At 47.8% G+C, this 22,137-nt stretch carries 17 protein-coding genes; 16 read left to right on the top strand and 1 reads right to left on the bottom strand.

The genetic code is table 11. The features are described from left to right. The first annotated feature begins 23 nt into the window (after positions 1–23). The 5 genes from C1722_RS16540 to C1722_RS16520 are packed head-to-tail and all read left to right on the top strand — an operon-like array spanning position 24 to position 8,279. The gene (locus C1722_RS16540; protein WP_102380488.1) at positions 24–737 is read left to right on the top strand and encodes an IspD/TarI family cytidylyltransferase; all 714 of its coding nucleotides are present in this window, start codon (positions 24–26) and stop codon (positions 735–737) included. Beyond that, complete coding sequence (locus C1722_RS16535; RefSeq protein ID WP_102380487.1) at positions 731–1,756, top strand: alcohol dehydrogenase catalytic domain-containing protein; 1,026 nt, start codon at positions 731–733, stop codon at positions 1,754–1,756. Before C1722_RS16540 ends, C1722_RS16535 begins: the two co-directional genes overlap by 7 nt. A 9-nt stretch (positions 1,757–1,765) precedes the next feature. Beyond that, positions 1,766–4,525: a CDP-glycerol glycerophosphotransferase family protein gene (locus tag C1722_RS16530; protein ID WP_102380486.1), complete on the top strand. Its 2,760-nt coding sequence runs from the start codon at positions 1,766–1,768 to the stop codon at positions 4,523–4,525. After that, positions 4,522–5,676: a CDP-glycerol glycerophosphotransferase family protein gene (locus C1722_RS16525; RefSeq protein ID WP_180995346.1), complete on the top strand. Its 1,155-nt coding sequence runs from the start codon at positions 4,522–4,524 to the stop codon at positions 5,674–5,676. The genes C1722_RS16530 and C1722_RS16525 overlap by 4 nt, the downstream gene beginning before the upstream one ends. Then, the gene (locus C1722_RS16520) at positions 5,676–8,279 is read left to right on the top strand and encodes a bifunctional glycosyltransferase/CDP-glycerol:glycerophosphate glycerophosphotransferase (protein ID WP_180995345.1); all 2,604 of its coding nucleotides are present in this window, start codon (positions 5,676–5,678) and stop codon (positions 8,277–8,279) included. Before C1722_RS16525 ends, C1722_RS16520 begins: the two co-directional genes overlap by 1 nt. Here the strand turns inward: C1722_RS16520 and C1722_RS16515 are convergent. Continuing rightward, positions 8,262–9,434, bottom strand: coding sequence for a glycosyltransferase family 2 protein (locus tag C1722_RS16515; protein ID WP_102380483.1), 1,173 nt, complete (start codon positions 9,432–9,434; stop codon positions 8,262–8,264). The two genes, C1722_RS16520 and C1722_RS16515, sit on opposite strands and share 18 nt — an antisense overlap. Positions 9,435–9,795: 361 nt before the next feature. Between C1722_RS16515 and C1722_RS16510 the strand changes: the two genes are divergently transcribed. The 11 genes from C1722_RS16510 to C1722_RS16460 all read left to right on the top strand — a co-directional run. Next, on the top strand, positions 9,796–10,230 hold the full coding sequence (locus C1722_RS16510) for a sugar 3,4-ketoisomerase (protein ID WP_102380482.1): 435 nt from the start codon (positions 9,796–9,798) through the stop codon (positions 10,228–10,230). Beyond that, positions 10,227–11,318, top strand: a complete 1,092-nt coding sequence (locus tag C1722_RS16505; RefSeq protein WP_102380481.1) for a DegT/DnrJ/EryC1/StrS family aminotransferase — start codon at positions 10,227–10,229, stop codon at positions 11,316–11,318. The genes C1722_RS16510 and C1722_RS16505 overlap by 4 nt, the downstream gene beginning before the upstream one ends. Positions 11,319–11,327: 9 nt before the next feature. Further along, a complete protein-coding gene (locus tag C1722_RS16500; RefSeq protein WP_102380480.1) occupies positions 11,328–11,855 on the top strand; it encodes a GNAT family N-acetyltransferase in 528 nt (175 codons plus the stop codon). A 215-nt stretch (positions 11,856–12,070) separates the two neighbouring features. Further along, complete coding sequence (locus C1722_RS16495; protein ID WP_180995344.1) at positions 12,071–13,171, top strand: radical SAM protein; 1,101 nt, start codon at positions 12,071–12,073, stop codon at positions 13,169–13,171. Positions 13,172–13,459: 288 nt separating this feature from the next. Then, positions 13,460–14,959 carry a glycosyltransferase gene (locus C1722_RS16490; RefSeq protein WP_180995343.1) on the top strand — a complete coding sequence of 500 codons (1,500 nt, stop codon included), beginning with the start codon at positions 13,460–13,462 and terminating at the stop codon, positions 14,957–14,959. Positions 14,960–14,977: 18 nt separating this feature from the next. Beyond that, a complete protein-coding gene (locus C1722_RS16485) occupies positions 14,978–16,438 on the top strand; it encodes a hypothetical protein (protein ID WP_146040726.1) in 1,461 nt (486 codons plus the stop codon). Next, complete coding sequence (locus C1722_RS16480; protein WP_102380476.1) at positions 16,439–17,569, top strand: glycosyltransferase family 2 protein; 1,131 nt, start codon at positions 16,439–16,441, stop codon at positions 17,567–17,569. Positions 17,570–17,986: 417 nt separating this feature from the next. After that, on the top strand, positions 17,987–19,654 hold the full coding sequence (locus C1722_RS16475) for a glucosyltransferase domain-containing protein (protein WP_180995342.1): 1,668 nt from the start codon (positions 17,987–17,989) through the stop codon (positions 19,652–19,654). Positions 19,655–19,768: 114 nt separating this feature from the next. Then, positions 19,769–20,902: a dTDP-4-amino-4,6-dideoxygalactose transaminase gene (rffA, locus tag C1722_RS16470; protein ID WP_102380474.1), complete on the top strand. Its 1,134-nt coding sequence runs from the start codon at positions 19,769–19,771 to the stop codon at positions 20,900–20,902. Continuing rightward, positions 20,902–21,840: a glycosyltransferase family 2 protein gene (locus tag C1722_RS16465; RefSeq protein WP_102380473.1), complete on the top strand. Its 939-nt coding sequence runs from the start codon at positions 20,902–20,904 to the stop codon at positions 21,838–21,840. Before rffA ends, C1722_RS16465 begins: the two co-directional genes overlap by 1 nt. Further along, positions 21,837–22,137 (top strand): NAD-dependent epimerase/dehydratase family protein (locus tag C1722_RS16460; RefSeq protein WP_146040724.1); only part of this gene is annotated, 301 nt, incomplete at its 3' end. The genes C1722_RS16465 and C1722_RS16460, both read left to right, overlap by 4 nt.

Below are 22,137 nucleotides of genomic sequence, written 5' to 3'. Positions count from 1 at the left end.
ACAGGCAATCGAAAGGAGCCGAAGTGATAGTAGCGGCTATATTGGCTGGCGGATCCGGTGTACGCATGGGCAATCCAGACAAACCGAAGCAGTATTATCAATTGGGCACAAAACCCGTTCTTGCTCATACGATCGATAAGTTCTGCGCGCACGGGCAGTTCGACGTCGTGCTTGTTCTCTGTCCCGAAACATGGTTGCAGCAAACCAGGGATCTCATCGAGCGCTATTGCCCCGAATACTCTAACGGGGTGCACGTTGCCGCCGGCGGGCAATCGAGAACGGATACCGTACTGAAAGCTATTGAGTGGGTGGATATCCACTGCGAGGTTGAAGACGATTCGATTATCGTTACCCATGATGCCGTTCGTCCTTTTGTATCGCTGCGAATCATTAGTGACAATATCGAAGCTGCAGAGCGGTTTGGCGCGTGCGATACGGTTATTCCTGCAACAGACACTATCGTTGCAAGCGAGAATGCTGCGACGATTTCGGAAATTCCCGATCGGCGCAACCTGTACCAAGGGCAAACCCCACAGAGTTTCAAACTGGCTAAACTGAAGGAAGTGCTGCTTTCGCTTAGCGATGCGGAAAAAGAGATTCTTACTGATGCCTGTAAGGCTTTTGTGCTGCGCGGCGAGCCCGTAGAGTTGGTGAAAGGCGATATTGCAAATTTCAAGATTACCTATCCTCATGATATGCGCGTCGCTCATGCGATGCTGGGAGTCGATGAATGCTAAACTGCGTTTACAGATTGGTTGCTCCAAGGACCTTCGAGCCTATTCAGGTTGAAATGGATTCTGCGAAGGGCAACGTGTTGGTTCGCCCTACTCACCTATCGATATGCAATGCTGACCAGCGGTATTATCAGGGACGACGCAGCGAAAGCGTCCTTGCCGCCAAACTTCCAATGGCTTTGATCCATGAAGGCATCGGTACGGTGCTGCGTGACGATTCCGGTACGTGCAAACGGGGCGATTGCGTTGTGATGCTGCCGAACAATCCGCACGAAGAGGATCCATGCATTGCGGAAAACTATCTGAGAACGAGCGAATTCTGCGGGAGCGGATACGATGGATTCATGCAGGAATGCGTGCTCCTCTCGCCTTCTCGGATTGTGCCTCTACCCAAATCGATTAATAAAAACGTAGCGGCTTTCACCGAGTTGGTTAGTGTTGCGGTGCATGCTGTTTCTCGATTCGGCATGTTCTCGCATTCTCGTAAAAACACTATCGGAATATGGGGCGATGGGAACATGGGGTTCATCGTTTCCCTGGTTTTGAGGGCCATATACCCAGCGGCGCATTTGATCGTTTTTGGTCGAAACGCCTACAAGATGGAGGATTTTACGTTTGTGGATGAAACCCATCTTGTTCACGAGATTCCAAAAGGGATAGCGGTTGATCATGCGTTCGAGTGCTGTGGGGGAGAAGGGTCGTCCCAGGCGATCGACCAGATTATCGACACTATAATGCCAGAAGGCACCGTTTCCTTGTTGGGGGTTTCCGAGCAGCCCGTTCTCGTCAATACCCGCATGGTCCTAGAAAAAGGGCTCAGGTTGTTTGGAAGCAGCAGAAGCGGAAGGGCTGACTTTGCCGCGACGGTGCAGCTCTATCAAGATAATCCGACAATACTGAGCTACCTCGAGGCTTTGGTAAACCAAACGTATGCGATTGAATCCATTTCCGATATGGCCCAGGCGTTTGAAGCCGATACAAGAAAATCGATGGGTAAAACCATCATGGAATGGAACGTTTAGGTTGTCTAGATGCCGGACATTGTTGACACGCTCAAACGGTTTTTGAAAAGACGCATCAAGGATTTTTTTCTGGGATGCTATTTGCCCCATGCGTATCGACATGCCTCCGAGCAGTGCGTAAACCCTGCAAAGATAGTATTTCTCGAAGCAAAAGAAAAGGGCATTCCGGACAGCTTCGAAACGCTGTACGATCGAATCACGACAGGCTATTCCTATGAAGTGATGTTCATCTCGCTTGGTCAGAACAGGGTGAGCATCAAACAGTACTATCGCAACTGTAAGCAAGCCGTAGTGGAAATAGCGACAGCCGGGTATGTGTTCCTCAACGACGCTTCAGATATTGTAAGCTGCCTTCCCCTTCGCCCCGAAACAAAGATCGTACAATTGTGGCATGCCTGCGGCGCGTTTAAAAAATGGGGTATGAGCACGGCTGATCTTATTTTCGGCGGCACGCGAAAAGATCTATTGCGCCATCCGTTTTACAGGAATCTTTCTCTTGTAACGGTAAGCAGCCCCGAGGTTTCGTGGGCCTACATTGAAGCGATGGTGCTTGAGGATCATCCTGAAATCGTGCAGCCGCTTGGCGTTAGCAGAACGGATCGATTCTTCGAGGAAGGTTTTCTTGCAACCGCCCGCAGTCGCGTTGAGAAGTTGATTCCCCAATCGAAAAGCAAAGAGATAATACTTTACGCTCCAACGTTTCGCGGAAGGGTTTCTTCAGCGGAAGGGCCCGACAAGCTCGATATCGAAGCCTTGAAAAACGCTCTGGGCCATAGGTATATCCTCCTGATAAAGCACCATCCCTTTGTTAAACGCCTGCCGTCCATTCCCGATAGTTGTACGGATTTCGCTTTTCAAGTCTCCGAGATGCTGCCGATTGACGAGTTGTTGAGCGTAGCGGACGTATGCATATCGGACTACTCCTCGCTGGTGTTCGAATACTCGCTATTCGCAAAGCCCATGGTGTTTTTTGCCTACGATCTCGAAGACTATAATGATTGGCGCGGTTTCTACTACGACTACGATGAGCTCACGCCAGGCCCCGTGTTTACCGAGATGGGGCCGATGGTCGATTATCTTGCTCATATCGACGAGCAGTTTGATGAAAAACAAATACGGGCATTTCGCGAGAAGTTCATGAGTGCATGCGACGGTCATTCCACGGATCGTATCTGCGCAGCGACGTTCGGCGAGGATGAGTTTGAGGGAAGGCGGATAAAGAACGCGCACGAAACGCTTGTCGGTTGCAACGGGGCCGGCATCGATATAAGCATCGTTATTCCTGCTCATAATGCGATGCCGCATCTTACGCAAGCGTTGAAGAGCGTTGTTGACCAGACCTATGACGCTTCGAGGATTGAATGCATTGTCGTTGACGACGGCTCTTCGGATTCGACGTGGGACGAGATCCAGCGTTTTGTCCGAGAATACTCCGGTCTATTCAAGGGCATTCGGTTGCCGAAGGCATCGGGCTCTCCGGCTGAACCGAGGAACATTGGCTTCGAGAGCGCTCAGGGAGAATACGTTTTCTTTTTGGACGCGGACGATTGGCTCGGGGCGGCTGCGGTTGAAAAAATGCTCGACCATGCGGTGGCGTGGAAGTCGGATGTGTTGTTGGTAAAGCTTGTAAGCGAGGGCGGTCGCGACGTTCCGAAATCCATGTTCGGATCGAACCAGCCCGATGTCGATGTGTACTCGTCGAAAGTCATGTGGACCTTTGGGCCGATGAAGCTGTTCAGGCGGAGTCTTTTAGTTGATAATAAACTGCGCTTCCCTTCGTTTATGCCCGAAGACATCTCTTTCGTACTGCGCGCCTATGTGCTTGCAAAAACGGTCTCTGTGGCGGCCGACTACGATTACTACCATTACGTGCTTTATAGCGAAGACGAGCAGTGCTCCTTTTCAACCTGGGATGATTTTGAAAGCAACATGCTTGCCCTGAAGGACATCTTTGATTTTGTTGAAAAGCGCATTCCCCCTGAAAAACGCGACGCAACGTTGATGAAACGATTGTTCCGAAGAGATGTTAGCAACATGCTCTGTTCGGCTGGCGCATGGGAAAACTCAGATGAAGGCGCTCGTCGACAGGCCTCTATCGTATCGCTCGTACGTCCTTTCTACAATGATGCCGTGAGCGCAACGATGCCTTTGTGGCAGCGTGCCGTGTTGGAGGTTGGCTTGTCGTCGGAATGGGGCAAGCTTCACGAACTCGTTGCCGCAGGACCCGAAGCCCTTAGCTCGATGCTGTATCAAAGCAGGGAAGACGAAATCGTATGTTCGTTGCCCGAAGCGTACGGGTCGGGCAGTTACCGTATTGAGAAGAGCATAGACTTTTCGGCATCGGTGGAAACCGTTTTCCGTGAATCGGACGGAGCAATGCGTTTTGCGGGGGCACTCGATGAAACGCTGTCGAAGCTGTGCGGCCCATGCGCCAAAGTCGAGTTCGTGGCGAAGACGAGAATTGGCAACTCCGAAATCGTATGGCCTGCGAAGACCTGGCAAGAAAGCCCGCGCCGTTTGTTCGAATGCTCTATTGACGCTAAAACGCTGAAACCGCTTCCCCGATCGGTCAACCAGCGATGGCATCTGTATATACGTGTCAGGTGGGTGGATGCACATAAGGATATACGCTTGAGCGGCGGAATGCTTACCGAAGCGGCAGCTAAAGGTTTTCTATCCTCGACGTTGAACAAAGGCGGCGTGCGTTTTGAGCCGTATACGACGGAATATGGAAATATTAGCTACAGGCAAGCAGGGGCACAATCGTGAGCGGCGTTTTAGTTGCCGTATCTCGGCTTTTGTTCAATGTCCTGTACAAGGCCTTCGATGCGTTACCGCGTAGAAACGAAGTGCTGTTCTTCTCTCGTCAATCGAACGAACCGTCTCGTGATTTCATGGCATTGGGCGCCGAGTTTGAAAAACGCGGCTTCACAGCGGTTTACCTGACGAAAAAGCTCTCTAAAAGAACCGTGCTTTCCTATACAGGGCATATTGTTCGCGAGCTGTATCATCTTGCGCGGTGCAAAGCATGCTTTCTCGATCGATACGATCCCGTTGTTTGCCTGCTTGATTTCCGGTGCGAAAAGAACGATCCTCTTCAAGGGGTCGAAAGGGAGATGTACGAGGAGTTCCCCTGCGAGCCGATAGTCATACAGCTGTGGCATGCTTTCGGTGCTTTCAAAAAATTCGGCTATCAATCAGTCGACACCGTCGAAGGCCACCCCGCGGCAACAGCCGATCGTTTCATGATACATCGAAATTACTCTTACGTTTTATGCTCGGGAGAAGGATGCATCCAGCCGTTTTCCGAGGCGTTCAAATGCCCGCCGAATCGCGTTGTGCCGCTCCTGCGACCAGAATATGATTGGCTTCTCGAAAACAAGCGGAAAGCGATCGATCGGAAAAAACCGGAAAAGCCAGTGATGCTTTTCGCTCCCACCCTGCGCAAAAGTGCAATCTCCGAGCACCCGTTGCGCCTGCTGCACGAGAGCGGCATTTGGAAGAGTCTTGCTGCGTGCGCGTCGCTTGTATGGTCGTTTCATCCGCTTGAGGAGACGGGAATCGCACCAGGAGATGCGAATGAAGCTCTGTTCCAAGCCGACTATGTGATAACCGATTACTCGTCCATCGTTTACGAAGCATACGTGCTGGGAAAACCTATTCTCTTCTATGTGCCCGACATCGATTTGTACAGGGATTCGCCTGGGTTGAATATTGATCCAGAGGCCGTATGCCCAGGCATCGTGTTTAAAGAAGCTGAAGAATTGATCGATGCGATGCAAAAGTACAGCACCGGTGAAAAACCGTATCCTGAGAAAGATCTCGATCGTTTTATGCGGGGGATGTTTGCCGATTCCGGTAGCTCAGCGACCAAGGCTGTGGTTGAATTCGCTCTTAAGAAATGCACCGAGGTGAGTTAATGCGCAAGAAGATAAAAAAGTGCCTTAAGCGGGTCGTGCCTGACTCGATAGTTGAGAAAGCGAAAACGTATCAGCAAGGTCGAGTTAAGGCCACCCGTAGTTTTAAAACAGACTCGTATCAAGGCTCCTTTCCCTATACGATTGTTACAGCTGTATATAACGCGGAAGCATATCTCGATGATTTTTTTACAAGCCTCTTCAGTCAAACCATTGGTTCTGACAGCCTGCGGGTGATCGCCGTCGACGATGGGTCAACGGATTCATCAGCTGAAGTTATCAGAGCATGGCAGGAAAGATATCCCGAAGCCATTCAATACTTGCATAAAGAAAACGGGGGGCAAGCATCTGCCCGCAATCTGGGCATGCAACACGTGAGCACAGAATGGGTAACTTTCATCGACCCCGACGACTTTGTTGCTGCGGATTATTTCGAGCAGGTGGACAGAGTTTTAGTTGGCGAACCCGATGCTCAAATGGTTAACACCAATACCATTTTTTACTACGAGAAAAGTGGGCAGTTTGATAATAACCACCCTTTGAAGTATCGATTTAGCAAGGGTAATGTTTTTATCAATTGTTTGGATGATAAAAACATGCACATCTTTTTCTCGATGGCAACGGCGTTTTTTCGAATGAGCGAAATTAGGCGCCAAAAACTGAGCATTGATGAATCGATCCGCCCGAATTTCGAAGACGGCCATTTTATAAACAAGTATGCACTGGGACTTGAATGCGGTACCGTTGGGTTCTTAAAAACGGCGGAATATTACTATCGGAAAAGAGAGCTGAAGACTTCGACCCTCGATACTTCATGGAAAACAGTCGACAAAGTCCTTACGGTTCCAGAGCGTGGATATCTTGATTTGCTTCGGCATGCTTCTCGCGTCAAAGGATATGTCCCAAGCACCATTCAGCGGACAATCCTGTATGATTTGAGTTGGTACTTCAAGTATTATGTCGGGCATCCTGAACGTGGAGCCTTCCTATCCGAGGAGGAGTCGGATAGTTTTCTTGCCATCCTGAATTCGATATTCTCGCAAATCAGTTTCGAGGAGCTTTTTGACTCCTCGAACAGCATGATGTGGTTCGAGCATAAGAACGCTATTGCGCAGTGGTTTATGAATAGAAGAGCGCCCTATCAAATCGCTTATTTAAAGCGAGTTGATCTAAAGAAAGGGTTGCTTCTATTCCAGATATTCGGCGGCGAAGTCGATTGTCTTCTCGATAACGTTATTGTCGAGCCTTTGGACGAAAAGGAAACGACGCGAGACTTCGTTGGGAAGGATTTCTACCAACCTAGAGAGCTGTGGGTTTCCTTCGACGATGCAGAGCAAAAGATAGGGTTTCAGTTTAATGATGCTTCACCGGTTTCCATCAACGTTAATGGAACCATGCTTTCAAACAACAGTACGGTCCGACAGCTCATAAACGTATTCACGAAAAAATGGGGCAAATACAAACAGCGTGGTGATACATGGATCATCATGGACCGGGATACGCAGGCTGATGACAACGGAGAGCACTTTTACCGCTATATGATGCAAAACCATCCGGAACAGCGGTGTTTCTTCGTGCTGAAAAGAGACTCGCATGATTGGGATCGACTTCAGGCAGAGGGATTTCGATTGCTTTCTTTTGGGTCGAAGAAGCATGAGCGAGAGTTGAAAAGATGCTCGAAAATTGTTAGCAGCCACGCTGACGGGTTCGTTCATTCGTATTTTGAAGATAACTTCCATCTATCGAAAGATATCATCTTTCTTCAGCACGGCGTCATATCGAATGACCTATCGTCGTGGCTCAACAGCAAGCGCAGCATATCGATTATGCTCACCTCTACGAAAGACGAATACGATTCAATAGTCAGAGAGCGTTCGCACTACAATTTCACACGCCGGCAAATTGCGTTAACGGGTCTGCCGAGGCACGACAAGCTTTTTCACTGGGAAGATGAAAGCACCGTAAAGTCGCATACGATTGTGATTATGCCAACATGGAGGAATTCCCTAGCTGGTGAAAAAACGGGAATCAGCAGCGATCGAGAGTTGAACGATCGGTTTATTGAGTCGGAATACAAGAAGACCTGGGAGAGTTTCCTTGGGTGCAATTGTCTGAAATCGTTAGCTAATCAAGGGATGAGGATAGTCTTCTTTCCGCATACTAATGTTCTTCCTTACGTAGAGTCCGGGCAATTTATAGTCCCCGATTATGTGGATCTTGCCTTTGACGATGGGACCCATTCTATCCAGGAGTATTTCGTGTCGGCGTCGCTTCTGATCACCGACTACTCGTCCACTGCATTTGAGGTTGCCTATTTGGAAAGGCAGTGCTTGTACTATCAGTTCGATAGGGATACGTTTTTTTCTGGAGCGCATACGTACTCGAAAGGGTACTTTGAGTATGAGCGCGACGGTTTTGGCCCGGTTGCATCGACAGAGGACGAGCTGGTGCGTTATATCAAGGAGATGGCCGAAGTGGATTTTGCTCCCCAAGAGCCTTATAGAACGCGAATGAGGAACACCTTTGCGTTTCGGGATGGTAAATGCTGTGAAAGGGTATACAAAGTCATCAAATCGCTCGACGACCCCTCAGTGCCTCTTGAATAACCTCTTTACGTAACGGGGTCCGGCGAGAAGCGCATGTCCGACTTTATACGAGCGAGACGCCTTAATTCTCTGAAGACGGTCTTCCGTGGATGCTTTCATTTCCTTTAGAGCAGAAAGACCGCGGTCGGTTTCTGCTGCGTACAGTTTAATACCGCGCAGTACGATTTGCTCGGTTTTGGTGTTCGCCCGAATTTCATTTTGGGTTTCGGGAGGCAGTGATGCAAATCGTTTTGCGGCCATATCGAGATAGTGGTATATTTCCTGCTCCACAACTGGTGAATAATCAGGAGAAAGGAACAGCTCTTCAGGAGTCGCGTCTATCATTGCAGACGCAGAAACGAATAGCGCTAAAAACTCTTCAGATGTATGAGTCCGGGAAGTCTTTTTCGATTCGAGGGAATTACGACGTATCCGATACGTGTAAAACGGATTGGGTAAAAGCGTAGCTCGTTGAGCAGAAAGAAGAATTCGATAGGTATAGTACATGTCTTCATGATGAATGCCTTCAAGGTTGCGAATTGAATGCTGGTCGAGAAAGCTTTTTCGGGCGATCTGAGCACCGTTGTGCATTCGGTATTCTCTATTTACGGCGAGAAGGGAAAGCAGCTCAGCACCTGGCAAGATAGGATAGCCGTTCTCGACGCGATTAAGGTTCTCTTGATAGTCCCTTCGTTTTTCCAGGGCTTCGTCAGCGGGGTCGTCATTGATAACTCGCATTGCATACTGGCAAAAATCTAAATGTTCCGATTCGCATAGGTCGTAAAGCTTTTCGAGGGCGTCGTGGTCGAGCAGGTCATCGTTTCCAACGATTTGAATATATGAGCCGTTTGCCAATTGGAGCCCTAGGTTGATAGTGGTTCCTGTTCCGGAATTGTGCGGATTATCGATAATGGAGATACGGCTATCTTCCTTGAGATGTTCATAAAGCACATCGAGTGAAGCGTCTGTCGAGGCGTCGTTGACGCAGATGATTTCGATATCCTGAAGCGTTTGCTGTTGGATGCTTCGGAGAGTATCCCCCACAAGTTCTTCGGCGTTATAGACCGGAACAATTACGCTTACTTTTACCGGCGCGCCTTTATGCGATTCTAACGCTTCACGTGGCATGGTGGCCGAAAGAATGTCCGTGCCTTTATTCCTGGCCAGCGTAATCATAGATAGCTCTCTTTCAGGGTCGGGATAATCGTGATCCGATGCAAGGCGTCCATACAATTCTATTGTAACTCGATCAAATGGCGAAATGTTTGATAACCGTTCTCCGTTGTTGATAGAACGCTTTTGCGCTTCCGAAGTCCTATGTCATGATCTGCATCCTCTCTTCTTGCCAGAATGGTTTGACAGATAAAAATACCCAAACCGAAGTAAGCGGGTTGCATTGCTTCGCCACACAGTAGCCACTTGAGGGGAAAGCCTCTTCATTTGCTGATATAGCTGTTGGCGGATCAGTATTAACAACTGGTTAATGGTAATATGTCTGTTTGTTACCCGATCAAAAGTGACTGCAGGAAGATGATGCATGGTAAAGAACACATCCATAATTGATTTCCCTTGTTGGACTGATGAAAAAGGTTCTTTGGTTGCCGTTGAAGCTGAGGACACGATTCCTTTTCCGATTTATAGAGTGTATTACATTTTCGATGTTGGAGCCAAGGAGCGCCGAGGGTTTCATTCGCATTTAGATCTTGAACAAGCTCTCGTTTGCGTTAATGGGTCGGTAAGCATTTTGATTGAAGACGATGTAGCGTCGGAAAGCGTTGTTTTGGACGATCCGACGCGTGCTCTCTACGTAGGTCCTATGGTCTGGCGGGAAATGTACGACTTTTCTGATGATGCGGTCTTGCTGGTCTTGGCATCGCGTCACTATGAGCCTTCCGACTACGAGAAAGATCATGGGCGATTTCAAGAAAAGGCACGAGCCTATTTTCAGCAGCATGAAAGCGAGAGACGATGAAAGTACCATTTGCAACACTCGAGCACGTACACGGACCTCTTCGCGAAGAAATGAAGAACGCCTTTCTGCGTGTTTACGATAAGGGAACCTTCATACAAGGAGAAGAGTGCTCGCTATTCGAAAATGAATTTGCAGAATTTTGCAAGAGCGAACATGCAGTAGGTGTTGCGTCGGGCCTCGATGCTCTTGCGCTTGCCCTCAGGGCTTTGGGGGTGTCAAAATCCGATGAGGTTATCCTTCCGTCCAATACGTTTGTTGCTACCGCTTTAGCTGTGTCAATGATTGGTGCGAAGGTGGTGCTGGTTGATCCAGATCCTCTGACCTACAACATGACAGCTGAGTCGTTCGAGGAGGCAATTACTCCGCGTACAAAAGCGGTTATTCCCGTTCATCTTTATGGCCAGGCTGCAGAGATCGAAGAGATCGTCGATGTTGCTAGGCGGTACGGCATTCGCGTGGTAGAGGATTGCGCTCAGGCGCATGGCGCCTTGTATAGGGGCAAACATGTGGGCACCTTCGGCGACATTGGATGCTTTTCTTTTTATCCTGGGAAAAACCTGGGGGCGTTGGGCGATGGCGGTGCAACCATAACGGACGATGAGGCTCTTGCCGAGCGCATGAGGGAGCTTGCGAACTACGGAAGCAAGGTCAAGTACCATCATGTCGAAAAGGGAATGAACAGCAGGCTCGACGAATTACAAGCTGCGCTTTTGCGAGTCAAGCTGCGTTGCCTTGATGAGCACATCGCGGATCGCCAAAGGGCTGCTGCAGTGTACCTGGAGAATATCAGAAATGACCGGGTAACGTTGCCGGTTGTAGGTTCAGAAAGAAATCATGTCTGGCATATTTTTGCCGTACGATGCTCCCGCCGCGATGAACTCAAGCGGCATTTGGAAGAAGCAGGCGTCGGCGTCAATTGCCATTATCCGATTACCATTGCCGACCAGCAGGCATATGTCGAAGACGGTCTCGTTGCAACCCCCCTTGCGCGTAGGCTTGCTTCGGAGGAGTTGAGTTTGCCGCTGTATGTGGGCATGACCGATGATGAGCTGAGGTACGTAATCGATACCATTAACGAATTCGAGTAAGGATACTCTGTGGATCACGATTACAGCATCGAATACGAAGATGTTTTTTTGCGACCTTTGCGACGCACTGATATCGAGCAGCTTCGGATTTGGCGAAACGATGCAGCCAACAGTCGATACATACGCAAAATTCCCGAGATTACACCTGAGGCGCAGCAAAAGTGGTTCGAGGATTACCTGCTTGATGAAACGACGTACACGTTTGCTATAGAGTACGCAGGCGAGTTGGTCGGATCGGTTGCGCTATACGACATCGACGGCGGAACTGCGGAGTTCGGACGCCTTATGGTGGGCGGCTCAAAAGGGCGGGGTATCGGAGGAAAAGCAACGGATGCGGTGCTTCGGGTGGCATTTGACGTACTGGGCTGCAGCGAGGTCCGTGCCGAGGTTTCCGTTGACAATACTGCGGCATTGATTATTTACGTGCGTCTTGGTTTTTGTATTGTTGGTCGAGAATTCAACTCTGAGGCTAATATGGATGAGTTTCAACTCAGACTCGTTGCGGATAGGTTCACGTGCTTGGTGAAAGCAAGGTAGATGATTAAGAAGATTTGGCAGCAAAGTCAAATGGGGTGATTGTGTAAAATCGAAATGGTGATGGAGGCGAACATTGATGGTATCTGCATTCTCTATCGATCGTTGACGAAAGATTTGGTGAGTTTCGACGGTGCGTTCGACTTGCGTTACGATAAACGGATGAAGCTTCGTCGCTGCGGCAATAATGCATGCTCTACTCGAAAGGATTGTTGCATATGGGCATAAAAAATATTTTAAAAAAGGTGCTTCCGTTGCCTGCAGATAAAACGAGGAAAGTAATATCCAAACTCAATGTTCGACTAAGCGATATTGAGACGACTGAAGAAAGGCTCGAAGGTTCTCTTGCTCTTTTGCATGAGCTGAACGAAGGCCATAAGGCTGGGCTTGATTCGTCGTTAGCCGAAATGCGCGAAGTGCTAAACCATACCATTGCCGCGCAGGAGGGATTGAACTCGCTAAACTACAGAATGACCGTTCTGTCGGAGAGAGAAGTTGACCTCGCTGCTGCTTCAATGAAGCGAAACGTTATCGAGCACCTTGATTGCCACCTGACCGAGCACTGCAATTTGAATTGCCGGGTATGTAGCGTTTATGCTCCTTTAGGAGAGGAGAACTACGCCGATCCAAGAAAGTTTGAAAGCGATACAGCGAATCTTCAAAAGTTCATGGGAGACGAAGGCGTGATGAGGGTTCATTTGTTGGGCGGCGAGCCCCTCCTTCATCCTGAAATCGAAAAGTTCGTCCGCATCGCACGCAAGTCTTTTAAGTATGCCGAAATTGATGTCACAACCAACGGTTTGCTGGTATTAGGCATGCCGGACTCTTTTTGGGATACGCTTAGGGAATGCGATGTTGCGCTAAAGTACACTCGTTACCCCGTTAAGTTCGATTACGACAAGATGGTGGAATACGTTGCTGAAAAAGGAGTATCCGTCTTTCCGGCGGCGGAAGGCGAGATCGAGTTTTTTAGGCGAATACCGCTCGATGTTGGTGGACAACTCGATATTTATAAATCGTACGTGCGTTGTACCTATATTAATTGCGTACAGCTTTGGGATGGGAGGATATATCGCTGTCCTGTCGCTGCTTTCTCGAGTCGCCTTAATCGTGCCATGCAGAAAGAAGGAGTTGGAAAAGAGTTTCATCTTTCCAAAAAAGACTACCTCGATTTAGAAGAAGATCACACCATGCAGGAGATATCAGACTTCTTATCGACCGCAACACCCTTTTGCAGATATTGCGATATGGATCACGTCAATCCGTGTTTGCCGTGGGGTTGCTCGACCAAGGATGTGCGCGAGTGGGTTGATCTTTAGCTATGTGAATGCGCTGTGTGACCAAAGACCCTTAGGCTGTTGTTTGACGGGTTGCCAAGATGCTCCGCAGAATCCGACAAGAACCGTTCAGCGGAGGCGTAGAACGAGCAATCGAGTGAATGCGAGGCAAGACGGGGGCTATGCATGGTGAAAACGGTCAGTACCTTACTGCAATATGATGACAAAGTCGAAAACTTTGGCCGATTTCTTTGGGCTAGGAAAAATTAGAAGATCTCTATCGCCCGGTTTTGAAGAGAGAGGCAGACGAGAGGCAACCAGGAGATGGCAATGATTGGCGATCAATGTGTTTTAATGACCGCAGTAGTGCTTCACTACAATAACGGCAATGTGATTTTCGAAACCATCGACTCTATTCTTATGCAAGACTATCCACGAATAGAGCTGATCGTGAGTGATGATTGCTCGGAGTTTTTTGACATTGATCGAATTAGTGCATATATCGAGGATAAAAAACGATCGAACATAGAGCGAGTGGTCGTACGCAAAAACGAAACAAACCTTGGAACGGTAGCGCATCTCGAGCGCCTACGGATTGAGGCGTGTGGAGAGATCGAACTATTGATAGCTGCGGACGATTGCTGGCATGATGATAAGGTGTTTTCCTCCTTTGCTCGAGTTTTCGATGAGCATGGTCCAGAAGCCGAGTTCGTAACCTCTCAAATTGAAATGTGCGATGAAGCTCTTCAGAACGTCGAAAGCCTTTTCGTATCCCCATCCGTAAGACAAATGCTGCTTAACGGAGACATGCAGAGTTTGAGAGACCTAGAGGCGCGCGATTGTGTTTTAGCCGGTCCCGGATCTGCTTTTAGAAGAAGTTTTTTTGAAAAAATAGGAAGCTTATCCGAACACTATACAATCATTGAGGATTGGTCTGCCCATGTTAGATGGCTTGGGATGGGAAAGCGAATCTACTTTCTTGACAAGGTTACCCTGAAGCATCGGCATGGTGGAATCTCTCACTCTGCCAGCAGCGATTGGCCCCAGCATTATTATTCGTATCGAAAAGATATTGAACAGATTTTCAATATCGAAATCGAACCCTATGAAGAACGGTTTTCGCCCGAGGCGTTTGCAAAAGCAAAGCGCGCCCATCGTTTCAGCGAGGCATGTTGCTGCTCTTTGGACAATCGTGTTTCTGCGCTTATCTTGTTGGATGGCAGTGATAGCGATCTTGAATCTATCAACGCTGCGCTATGGCAAAGTAACATGAATTACGAGTTGGTTATCGGATGCGAGCGAGGGCGGGCCGAATGGGTTATCGACGAAACGAACGGTAGATATACCCAATCGCCAAGCATTAGACGAATACGATTGGTCTTGGATTGCGAAGGCGATCTGAATGCTTGTCGCGCAGCGCTTGAGAGAGAGGCTCGGAGTAGCCATACCCTATTTGTGCCGCCAGGAAAGAAACTTAACGGTTCTGCCGCTTTGCTGTCTTTTGTTTATGCGGAGGTCATGGGAAAAACCGTTGATGATAAAGCTGCGGATTACATTGTGCCTTCTAGGGCAAGCGCTAAAGCCGCCAAGCGCTCGAAGGTTTCTAGTGTAATAAAAAACAAGAGAACAGCTAACTTTGCGCAAATTCGAAAGATCGAAGAAGACTTAGTGTTTATGGTTCTTGTACTGCTGGGTCTGCTCGTTATAGATCTTTATTCGCCGGCTTTTTCTGAAATCCTATATGTAGTGTTGTGGGTGATGTTTGCCATTGAAACAATTCTTTTGATTGCCCGAATTGGCATATTCTGTTTTAGAAAAGCACTCGCATAATAGGCGGTAAGAGGGAATATGAATAATACGCAATCCATGCAAGCAATAAATCTGCTGAATCGTCTTTCTTCGGTCGATCCATCTTTTTATAAGTTAGTTAGCGCAAAGCTGGCTGATATTGTCGAGAGGAGGCGCGAGCAATCTTCTCGACGAGCATCAACAGACTTTGGGTGGGGATCTACCCAAAGTGAATGGGATTTCATAAATGTGCTCAAAGGCGTTTCAGATTTGCTTAATGAGCCTTGTGGGGAAATGCCCGAGCGACTTTTTTCGCTGGCTGATCGGATAGCCTTGCGAAGGCCTTCGCTGAAAGTTGTCTTTTTTGTTCAAGAGTATTCTTCATGGGCTTCTTTTAGGTCGATCTATGAGTATTATTTTTCTTTTGAAGACTGTGCAATAGATTGTATTTACGTGTGTCCGGAAGGGTCTTTATCGGAAAAGGAAAAAGATAGGAATATAAGACTATTTCGAGAAGACGGCTGTCGAGTTTATGAAATGGTCGACTATGATCTTTCGAATGAATCCCCCGATATAGCATTCTATTTAATGCATTGTAAAGAATCTGACGGAATTCCTCCCAGGTTTTGCATCGACGAAGTATCAAAACATGTGCGCTATACCGTATTTATCCCACCTTGTTTCGATATCCAGGAGGGCAAAGGCCTTCCCGAGCTTTTTTATGCGCATCCCACATATTATTATGCGTGGGGGGTGGTTTCGTATAGTTCACGTTTTACAAGCAAACTGAAGCGTTACAGTTATCGCGATGCCGATAATATTATCGAGATAGGTCATCCGGGTTTTGATGGCGTAAAAGCTGCCATGGCTCAAGGATCGTTTCGCATTTCTGGATGGGATGCTCGAATTGACAACCGGCCGGTTTTGCTCTGGAATACGCACTTCAGCATAGAGGATGGTGATGGGATCGGCACCTTCTTCGAACATAGAGATACCGTGTTCGGCTTTTTTAGGGAAAACAAGGACAAAGTGCTCCTATGGCGTCCCCATTCGCGCTTCTGGAGCCGTCTTGCAGAAGACTCTCGGGTTGGCAAAGAGGGGGTCGCCGCCCTGCTTGAAGAAATCCGCAGGATGGATAATGTGATTCTCGATGAAGAGGAAGATTGCCGTTATGCGCTTGCAGCCGCTGACGCTCTGTTGAGTGATGCGACATCTTTTTTGGCGAAGTTTGCAATTACGGGGAAACCCGTGATGTGTACGCTCAAGAACAACGGAGAGATAGTTGTCAATGAGGCTTACCTGAAAGAAATCGAAACCTGTTCGAGCAAAGAAAGCTTGCTAAGTTTTCTCGATCGCATAGGGGTGGATGACGAAAAAAGCGAGCAGCGAAAGCGCTACTTTGAAGATGAGTTTGGGGTGTGCGACGGTCAGAACGGCAGACGGATTGGAGAATATATTAATGATGCCATCAGGCGGGATTGCGAAAAGTTCGCAAGCGACTGTCTGACAAAGGGGGTTTAAATGGAACTGGACAAGGAAAAGCTAGTAAGCGTTATTGTATTAAGCCATAACTCCCGTGCAACAATATCGCGAGCGCTGCATTCGATTTTTGTGCAAGATTATTCGCGTATCGAGGTTGTTATTTCCGATGATGGCTCTGAAGATTTTTCTCAACAATATGTTGAAGGACTGGTGGCCTCTTCAAAAGGAGGCAATATTGAAAGAGTAACAATTGTTGCGAATGACAGAAATCAAGGCACCGTTTCGAATCTTTGGAAAGCTCTGGATGCAATTCGGGGAGACTACTTTCTGGTGATTGGAGCCGATGATACGCTTGCCTGCAAAACCTCAATAGCGGATTACATGAACACATTCGCTTGTCGATTCTGGAAGCCCTTGCTGGTAACAGGATTGGCCGAAGTATGGTCGGAAGACATGAATGTGCTGGATAGAACTATACCAGAGGGTAGCGGACGCGTCGCCCTTCAAAGGGAGGATCCCGATCTGCTTCTCAACGCTCTTGCATATGAGTGCACGATACCGATTGCTGCTACTTGTTTTCATAGAAGCTTTGTTGACAAAGTAAACGCCTTTGATTGCTCATATCGATACTGCGAAGATCACCCAACATTTATTCGAATGGCTTCAAAAGGGATTGCGCCAGCGTATCTTGGCAAGGTAATGGTTAAGTGCGTTGCAGGAGAGACCACGAACGAAAACTCTCCAAAAGAAGCAGCAGATCTTTATGCGGATCGGCAGAGGATGTGGAAGATGGAGCTTGGTCCGCATCGTAGGCATCTTACCGAGGAAAGCCGAGGGCGAAACAGGGAACGCAGACAATGGGAAAAGCAGGTATGCCGGAAAAGCAAAAGAGCGAAAAAAAGCGTATTTAAATCGGCTTACGATATTGCAGACAGCATAAAAAAACTGTTTACAACAAAAGCTGTGCATCGCTCAATGCAGTCATTCAGATTTACGATTTTGTTGTTGCTTCTCTGCGTCGCGTTCGGATGCGTGGGGGGCATTTGGGGTGCGTTGTTCGCGGTTTTTGCTTTTTTTGGTACTGTATTGGCATTTTGCTTCTTGTGGTTTATCGGTTTTGGCGGTTTCCGTCTAATGAAAAGGGCTCTGGCGTGGAGGCGAGGACAATAATCGTTTGCCATTGACCTAGTAAAGGCTTCCAAAGGGATAGTGAGCATATGGGTAGGTGTTGCATGATAATATATAGTACTATTTCAGGGTTCAATAAGCTGCTTTGTGGGAGCCGATCGTCATATGAAAATCTGTAGGAATAAATCAAGCAAATTGCAATACGATCTGGCGAAGAGCGATTTTACTAGGTCAACAGTTTTGTTCAATAGAACCTTGACGGAGGACTTTAACATCCAGGATTCCTTCAAGAGGGAGCCTGCTGGCGACATGGGCAAACCATACGAGGGGGACGAGTCCTCTTCTCGTGTATCTAGTCCTGCTATGAGAGAGCAAGAGTATGCTTACGCACTTTGACACGAATTGATCAACGTGGGTCGCTATTGAAGTTTGGGTTTGAATCGAATGCAAGGAGCGAAGTTGGTATCTCAATCTGATGTTTGTGAGAGCACTGCGAATAGTGTGCTGCCTTTTTTCAACAGAGGTGAAGATGGTCTTTCTTTTACCAATGGAACGCTTCGGCTGGGGAAGTTGTCCCTTTTCTCTACTGCCATATGGATGCTTTTGGCGCACCTATACCGCTGGGTGCATGTAACGTCGGCCTCCCATGATTCGCTAATGATCCTTCAGCATGATGCAGGTTGGGAAATCAGTCTAGGGCGGTTCTTGCAGCCCGTCTATACTGCTGTGCGCGGTGAAGTTGTTGCTCCATTGCTAATTGGCGTTATCAGCATTATCTTTCTTGCCTTGACTGTTGTTTTCGTATGCAGGATTTTAGATTTAAGGTCTACGCTGTCTATCGTGTTGCTAAGTGGTTTCCTGTCGACGAATGCTACGATCGCTCTCCATAATGCAACGTATATTTTCAGCCTGGATATGTGCATGCTCACCTGTCTTTTAGGAGCGCTCTCGGTCTATTGGTGCATTCGTTATCGATTTGGATTCTTGCTAGGTATTTTGTGCACCGTGTCGATTCTAGCTATAGCTCCTTCGTATATTGCTTTTTCCGTCACTCTTGCGCTCCTGTATTTCGTGAGGGTATCTTTGCGGGGTCATGAGCTTCCTGGCGTTTTGATTACTGGGATCAAGTATCTGATTCTCTTGATGGCAGGTGCGGTGCTATACATTGTTGTCTTCCCTCTTGTTCAGGATGCAACTGGCTATCATTCGAGTAGCTATTTGGGATTCTCGAGTATGGGAGATTTCACAGGAGTCTCAATTCCAAATCTGCTGCTTGAAACATATCTTATGCCTTTTGCTTACATGGCTAGGCCGGAGACGCACGCCACGAATGTTGTTTCTATTGTCAACGGTGCAATTCTGCTGTTAACGATCGTGGGCTATATTCGTTTTTGCATTTGTGAAAAAGCTTCCAAGGTGCGCATTGTGCTCCCTTTGGTTTTTATCGCGTTACTCCCCTTGGGCGCTAATTGTGTCTGCTTTGTCTCCAAAGGGACTATGCACGGGGTGATGATTTTTTCATATTACCTCCTATACGCACTCCCCCTCATGGTGCTTGAATTTAATCTTCGCCTCCCCAGTTCTCCGCGCGAACTCCATTCTAAGGAAGGGACGAAAACGAGAAGGAAGCGAGCAAGTACTGTTCTGGCAAAATGCATTTCGATGATTTTGGTGGCTATTATTTTTTCAAGTAACATTATTTATGCCAATCAAATTTATGTGAAAAAGGACTTAGAAGCTACAGCCACTCTATCGATTATGACGCGAATAATGGGAAGGGTGGAATCGATAGAAGGCTATGATCCCGGCGTTACTCCCGTGGCATTTGTTGGTTGCCTAGAGAACAGCGAAGCATATTCGCAGTCTTTAAAGGACTTTCCTCCCGATAGCGAAGGAAGTCAGCTCAAAGGTACGGGGCTCACTGAGGGCGCGTATTCTGTTACGTATCCGAGCACGTATAGGATGTATCTCGGGACGGTGCTTAATGAGCCTATTAATCTAATCGATGATGCAGAGTCTGCCGAAATCGCTAAGAAGCCGTCGGTCGAAGCGATGCCTGCGTTTCCCGCAATTGCGTCCTGCCAGATGGTTGATGGGGTGGTTGTAGTGAAGCTGTCCGATGAGTAGCGCTAATCAGTGCAGAAGAGGTGAAGCGGTTCAATTTGCTCCGATGACCAAGAATGGTTTTCGCACTTGTTTGGTTTGAGACTAAATAATGGATGCAGAGAGATGTGTTAGACGATGATTAATTTTAATGAGCCCCCCTTTGTGGGAAAAGAACTAGAATACGTAAAGCAAGCCATTGAGAATAAAAAGATTTGCGGCGATGGGGCATTTACACAGCGCTGCAACGAGTGGATTGAGCAAGCGATGGGCGGCGGCAAAGCCCTTTTGACTACAAGTGGCACTGCTGCGCTTGAAATGGCCGCATTGCTTTCTGGCCTCCAGCCGGGAGACGAAGTTATTCTGCCGAGCTATACCTTTTCGTCGACAGCAACAGCTTTTGTTCTTGCTGGGGCAAGGTTGGTGTTTGTGGATATTCGACCTGACACCATGAACATTGACGAGTCAAAAATAGAGCTTGCCATCACAGATCGTACAAGGGTGATTGCCGTGGTGCACTATGCCGGCGTTGGCTGTGACATGGATGCTATTATGGGCATCGCTGACCGCTATGGCATAAAGGTGATAGAGGACGCTGCGCAAGCCGTCATGAGCACGTACAAGGGGAAGCCGTTAGGTACGTTTGGCGATTTCGGATGTTTTTCTTTTCATGAAACAAAGAATTACTCTATGGGTGAAGGTGGGGCTCTCCTTATTAACGATTCCTCATACATCGAATCGGCAGAGATATTGCGTGAAAAAGGAACGAATCGATCTAAATACTTTCGCGGGCAAGTGGATAAATACACATGGGTTGACTACGGTAGCAGCTATTTGCCGAGCGATATGAACGCAGCGTATCTTTGGGCGCAGCTTGAGATTGCGGAGCAGATAAACAACAATAGGCTTGACTGTTGGGCGCGGTATCATGAGGCGTTTGCGCCTCTTGAAGAGGCTGGCATGTTGCAGCGCCCTGTCATTCCGCAGGAGTGCTCCCATAATGCTCATATGTATTACCTGAAGCTGGCGACCCTTGCAAGTCGCACGGAATTCATTAGTCATTTGAAAGAAAATGGCGTTCAAGCAACGTTTCATTACGTGCCTCTTCATTCTGCACCGGCTGGTCGTAAATTCGGGTATTTTGCTGGTGCGGATGAATTCACTACTTTGGAGAGCGAGCGATTGGTTCGTTTGCCGCTATACTACAATCTTAAAAAAGATGATCAAGAAACCGTGATAAACGCTGTCGCCTCCTTTTTTAAGGGAAAATAATGGAGAATGTGGACATTTCTGTGGTTGTGCCAGTCTATGGGTGCCGAGCAGCTCTTTTTGAATTACATAGACGCATATCGGCCACACTCGAAGCCATGGGAGTGTCATTCGAGCTTGTGCTGGTGGACGATCAATGCCCACAAGGTTCATGGGAAGATATAGCTCGAATATGCGAAACTGATCATCGTGTGAAGGGCATACGTTTGTCTCGCAATTTTGGTCAAATTCGAGCTATAACGGCTGGGCTTGATGTGTCGCGCGGTTCATGGGTAGTTGTTATGGACTGCGATCTTCAGGACCGCCCTGAATCGATCAAGGAGCTATACGAGACCGCCCTCGAAGGATACGATGTCGTGTTTGCTCGCCGCGCCAAACGTAAAGACGGGTTTATAACGAAACTTCTTTCTCGGTCGTTTTACAAAGTTTACGATTATTTTACTGACGGAAACTATGATGCTTCGCTATGCAATTTCAGTATTTCTCGACGAGTCGTTATTGATGCCTATTGCAGTATGCGAGAGCACAATCGTGCCTATACGATGTTTATCAAGTGGCTTGGCTTCAAGCAGACAGCGATAGAGCTTGAGGGAGACGAACGCTTTGAAGGCGCTTCATCCTATAGCCTCTCAAAAAAAATCGCCATGGCAAGCGAACTCATCACTGCGCAGTCAGCCAAGCCGCTGAAGTTTGCTATGATGGCCGGTTTTGTCATTGCTTCTTGTGCATTTATTTTTCTTATCGTAACAGTTGTGAGGTATTTCTTCTTTGGCCCCATTGCGGTTGGTTACACCTCGACTATCGCATCCATCTATCTTATGGGTGGATTGATCTTGGCGGCGATAGGCGTTGTGGGTCTTTATGTTGGTAATGTTTTTACCGAGGTTAAAAAACGACCCCTTTACGTAATATCTGAAATGCTGAATGAGGAGGAATCGTGATCATCGTTATTGGTGCTACCGGCTTTATCGGCATGTATACAGTTGAGCAGCTACTTAGATCGGGTAAACAAGTAGTAGCTACGGGTCGTAATCGGTTGCTTGGAAGCCAGCTTGAAAAAATGGGAGCAAGTTTCGTTTCTCTTGATATTACCAAACCAGTTGAATTTGAGAAACTTCCTCAGGAGGGAGTCGAGGGCGTCATCATGCTGGCTGGCTTGCTTCCAGCTAATGCAGATGCTGATCTTGACCAAAAGGAAAACGCTGCTGAGTATTTTGAGGTTAACGTCATTGGCTTGA

Origin of the sequence: Raoultibacter timonensis (assembly GCF_900240215.1) — a bacterium.
Classification (GTDB): domain Bacteria; phylum Actinomycetota; class Coriobacteriia; order Coriobacteriales; family Eggerthellaceae; genus Raoultibacter; species Raoultibacter timonensis.
The sequence above is the reverse complement of the archived record's forward strand: the minus strand, read 5'-3'. Positions and strand labels throughout refer to the sequence as shown.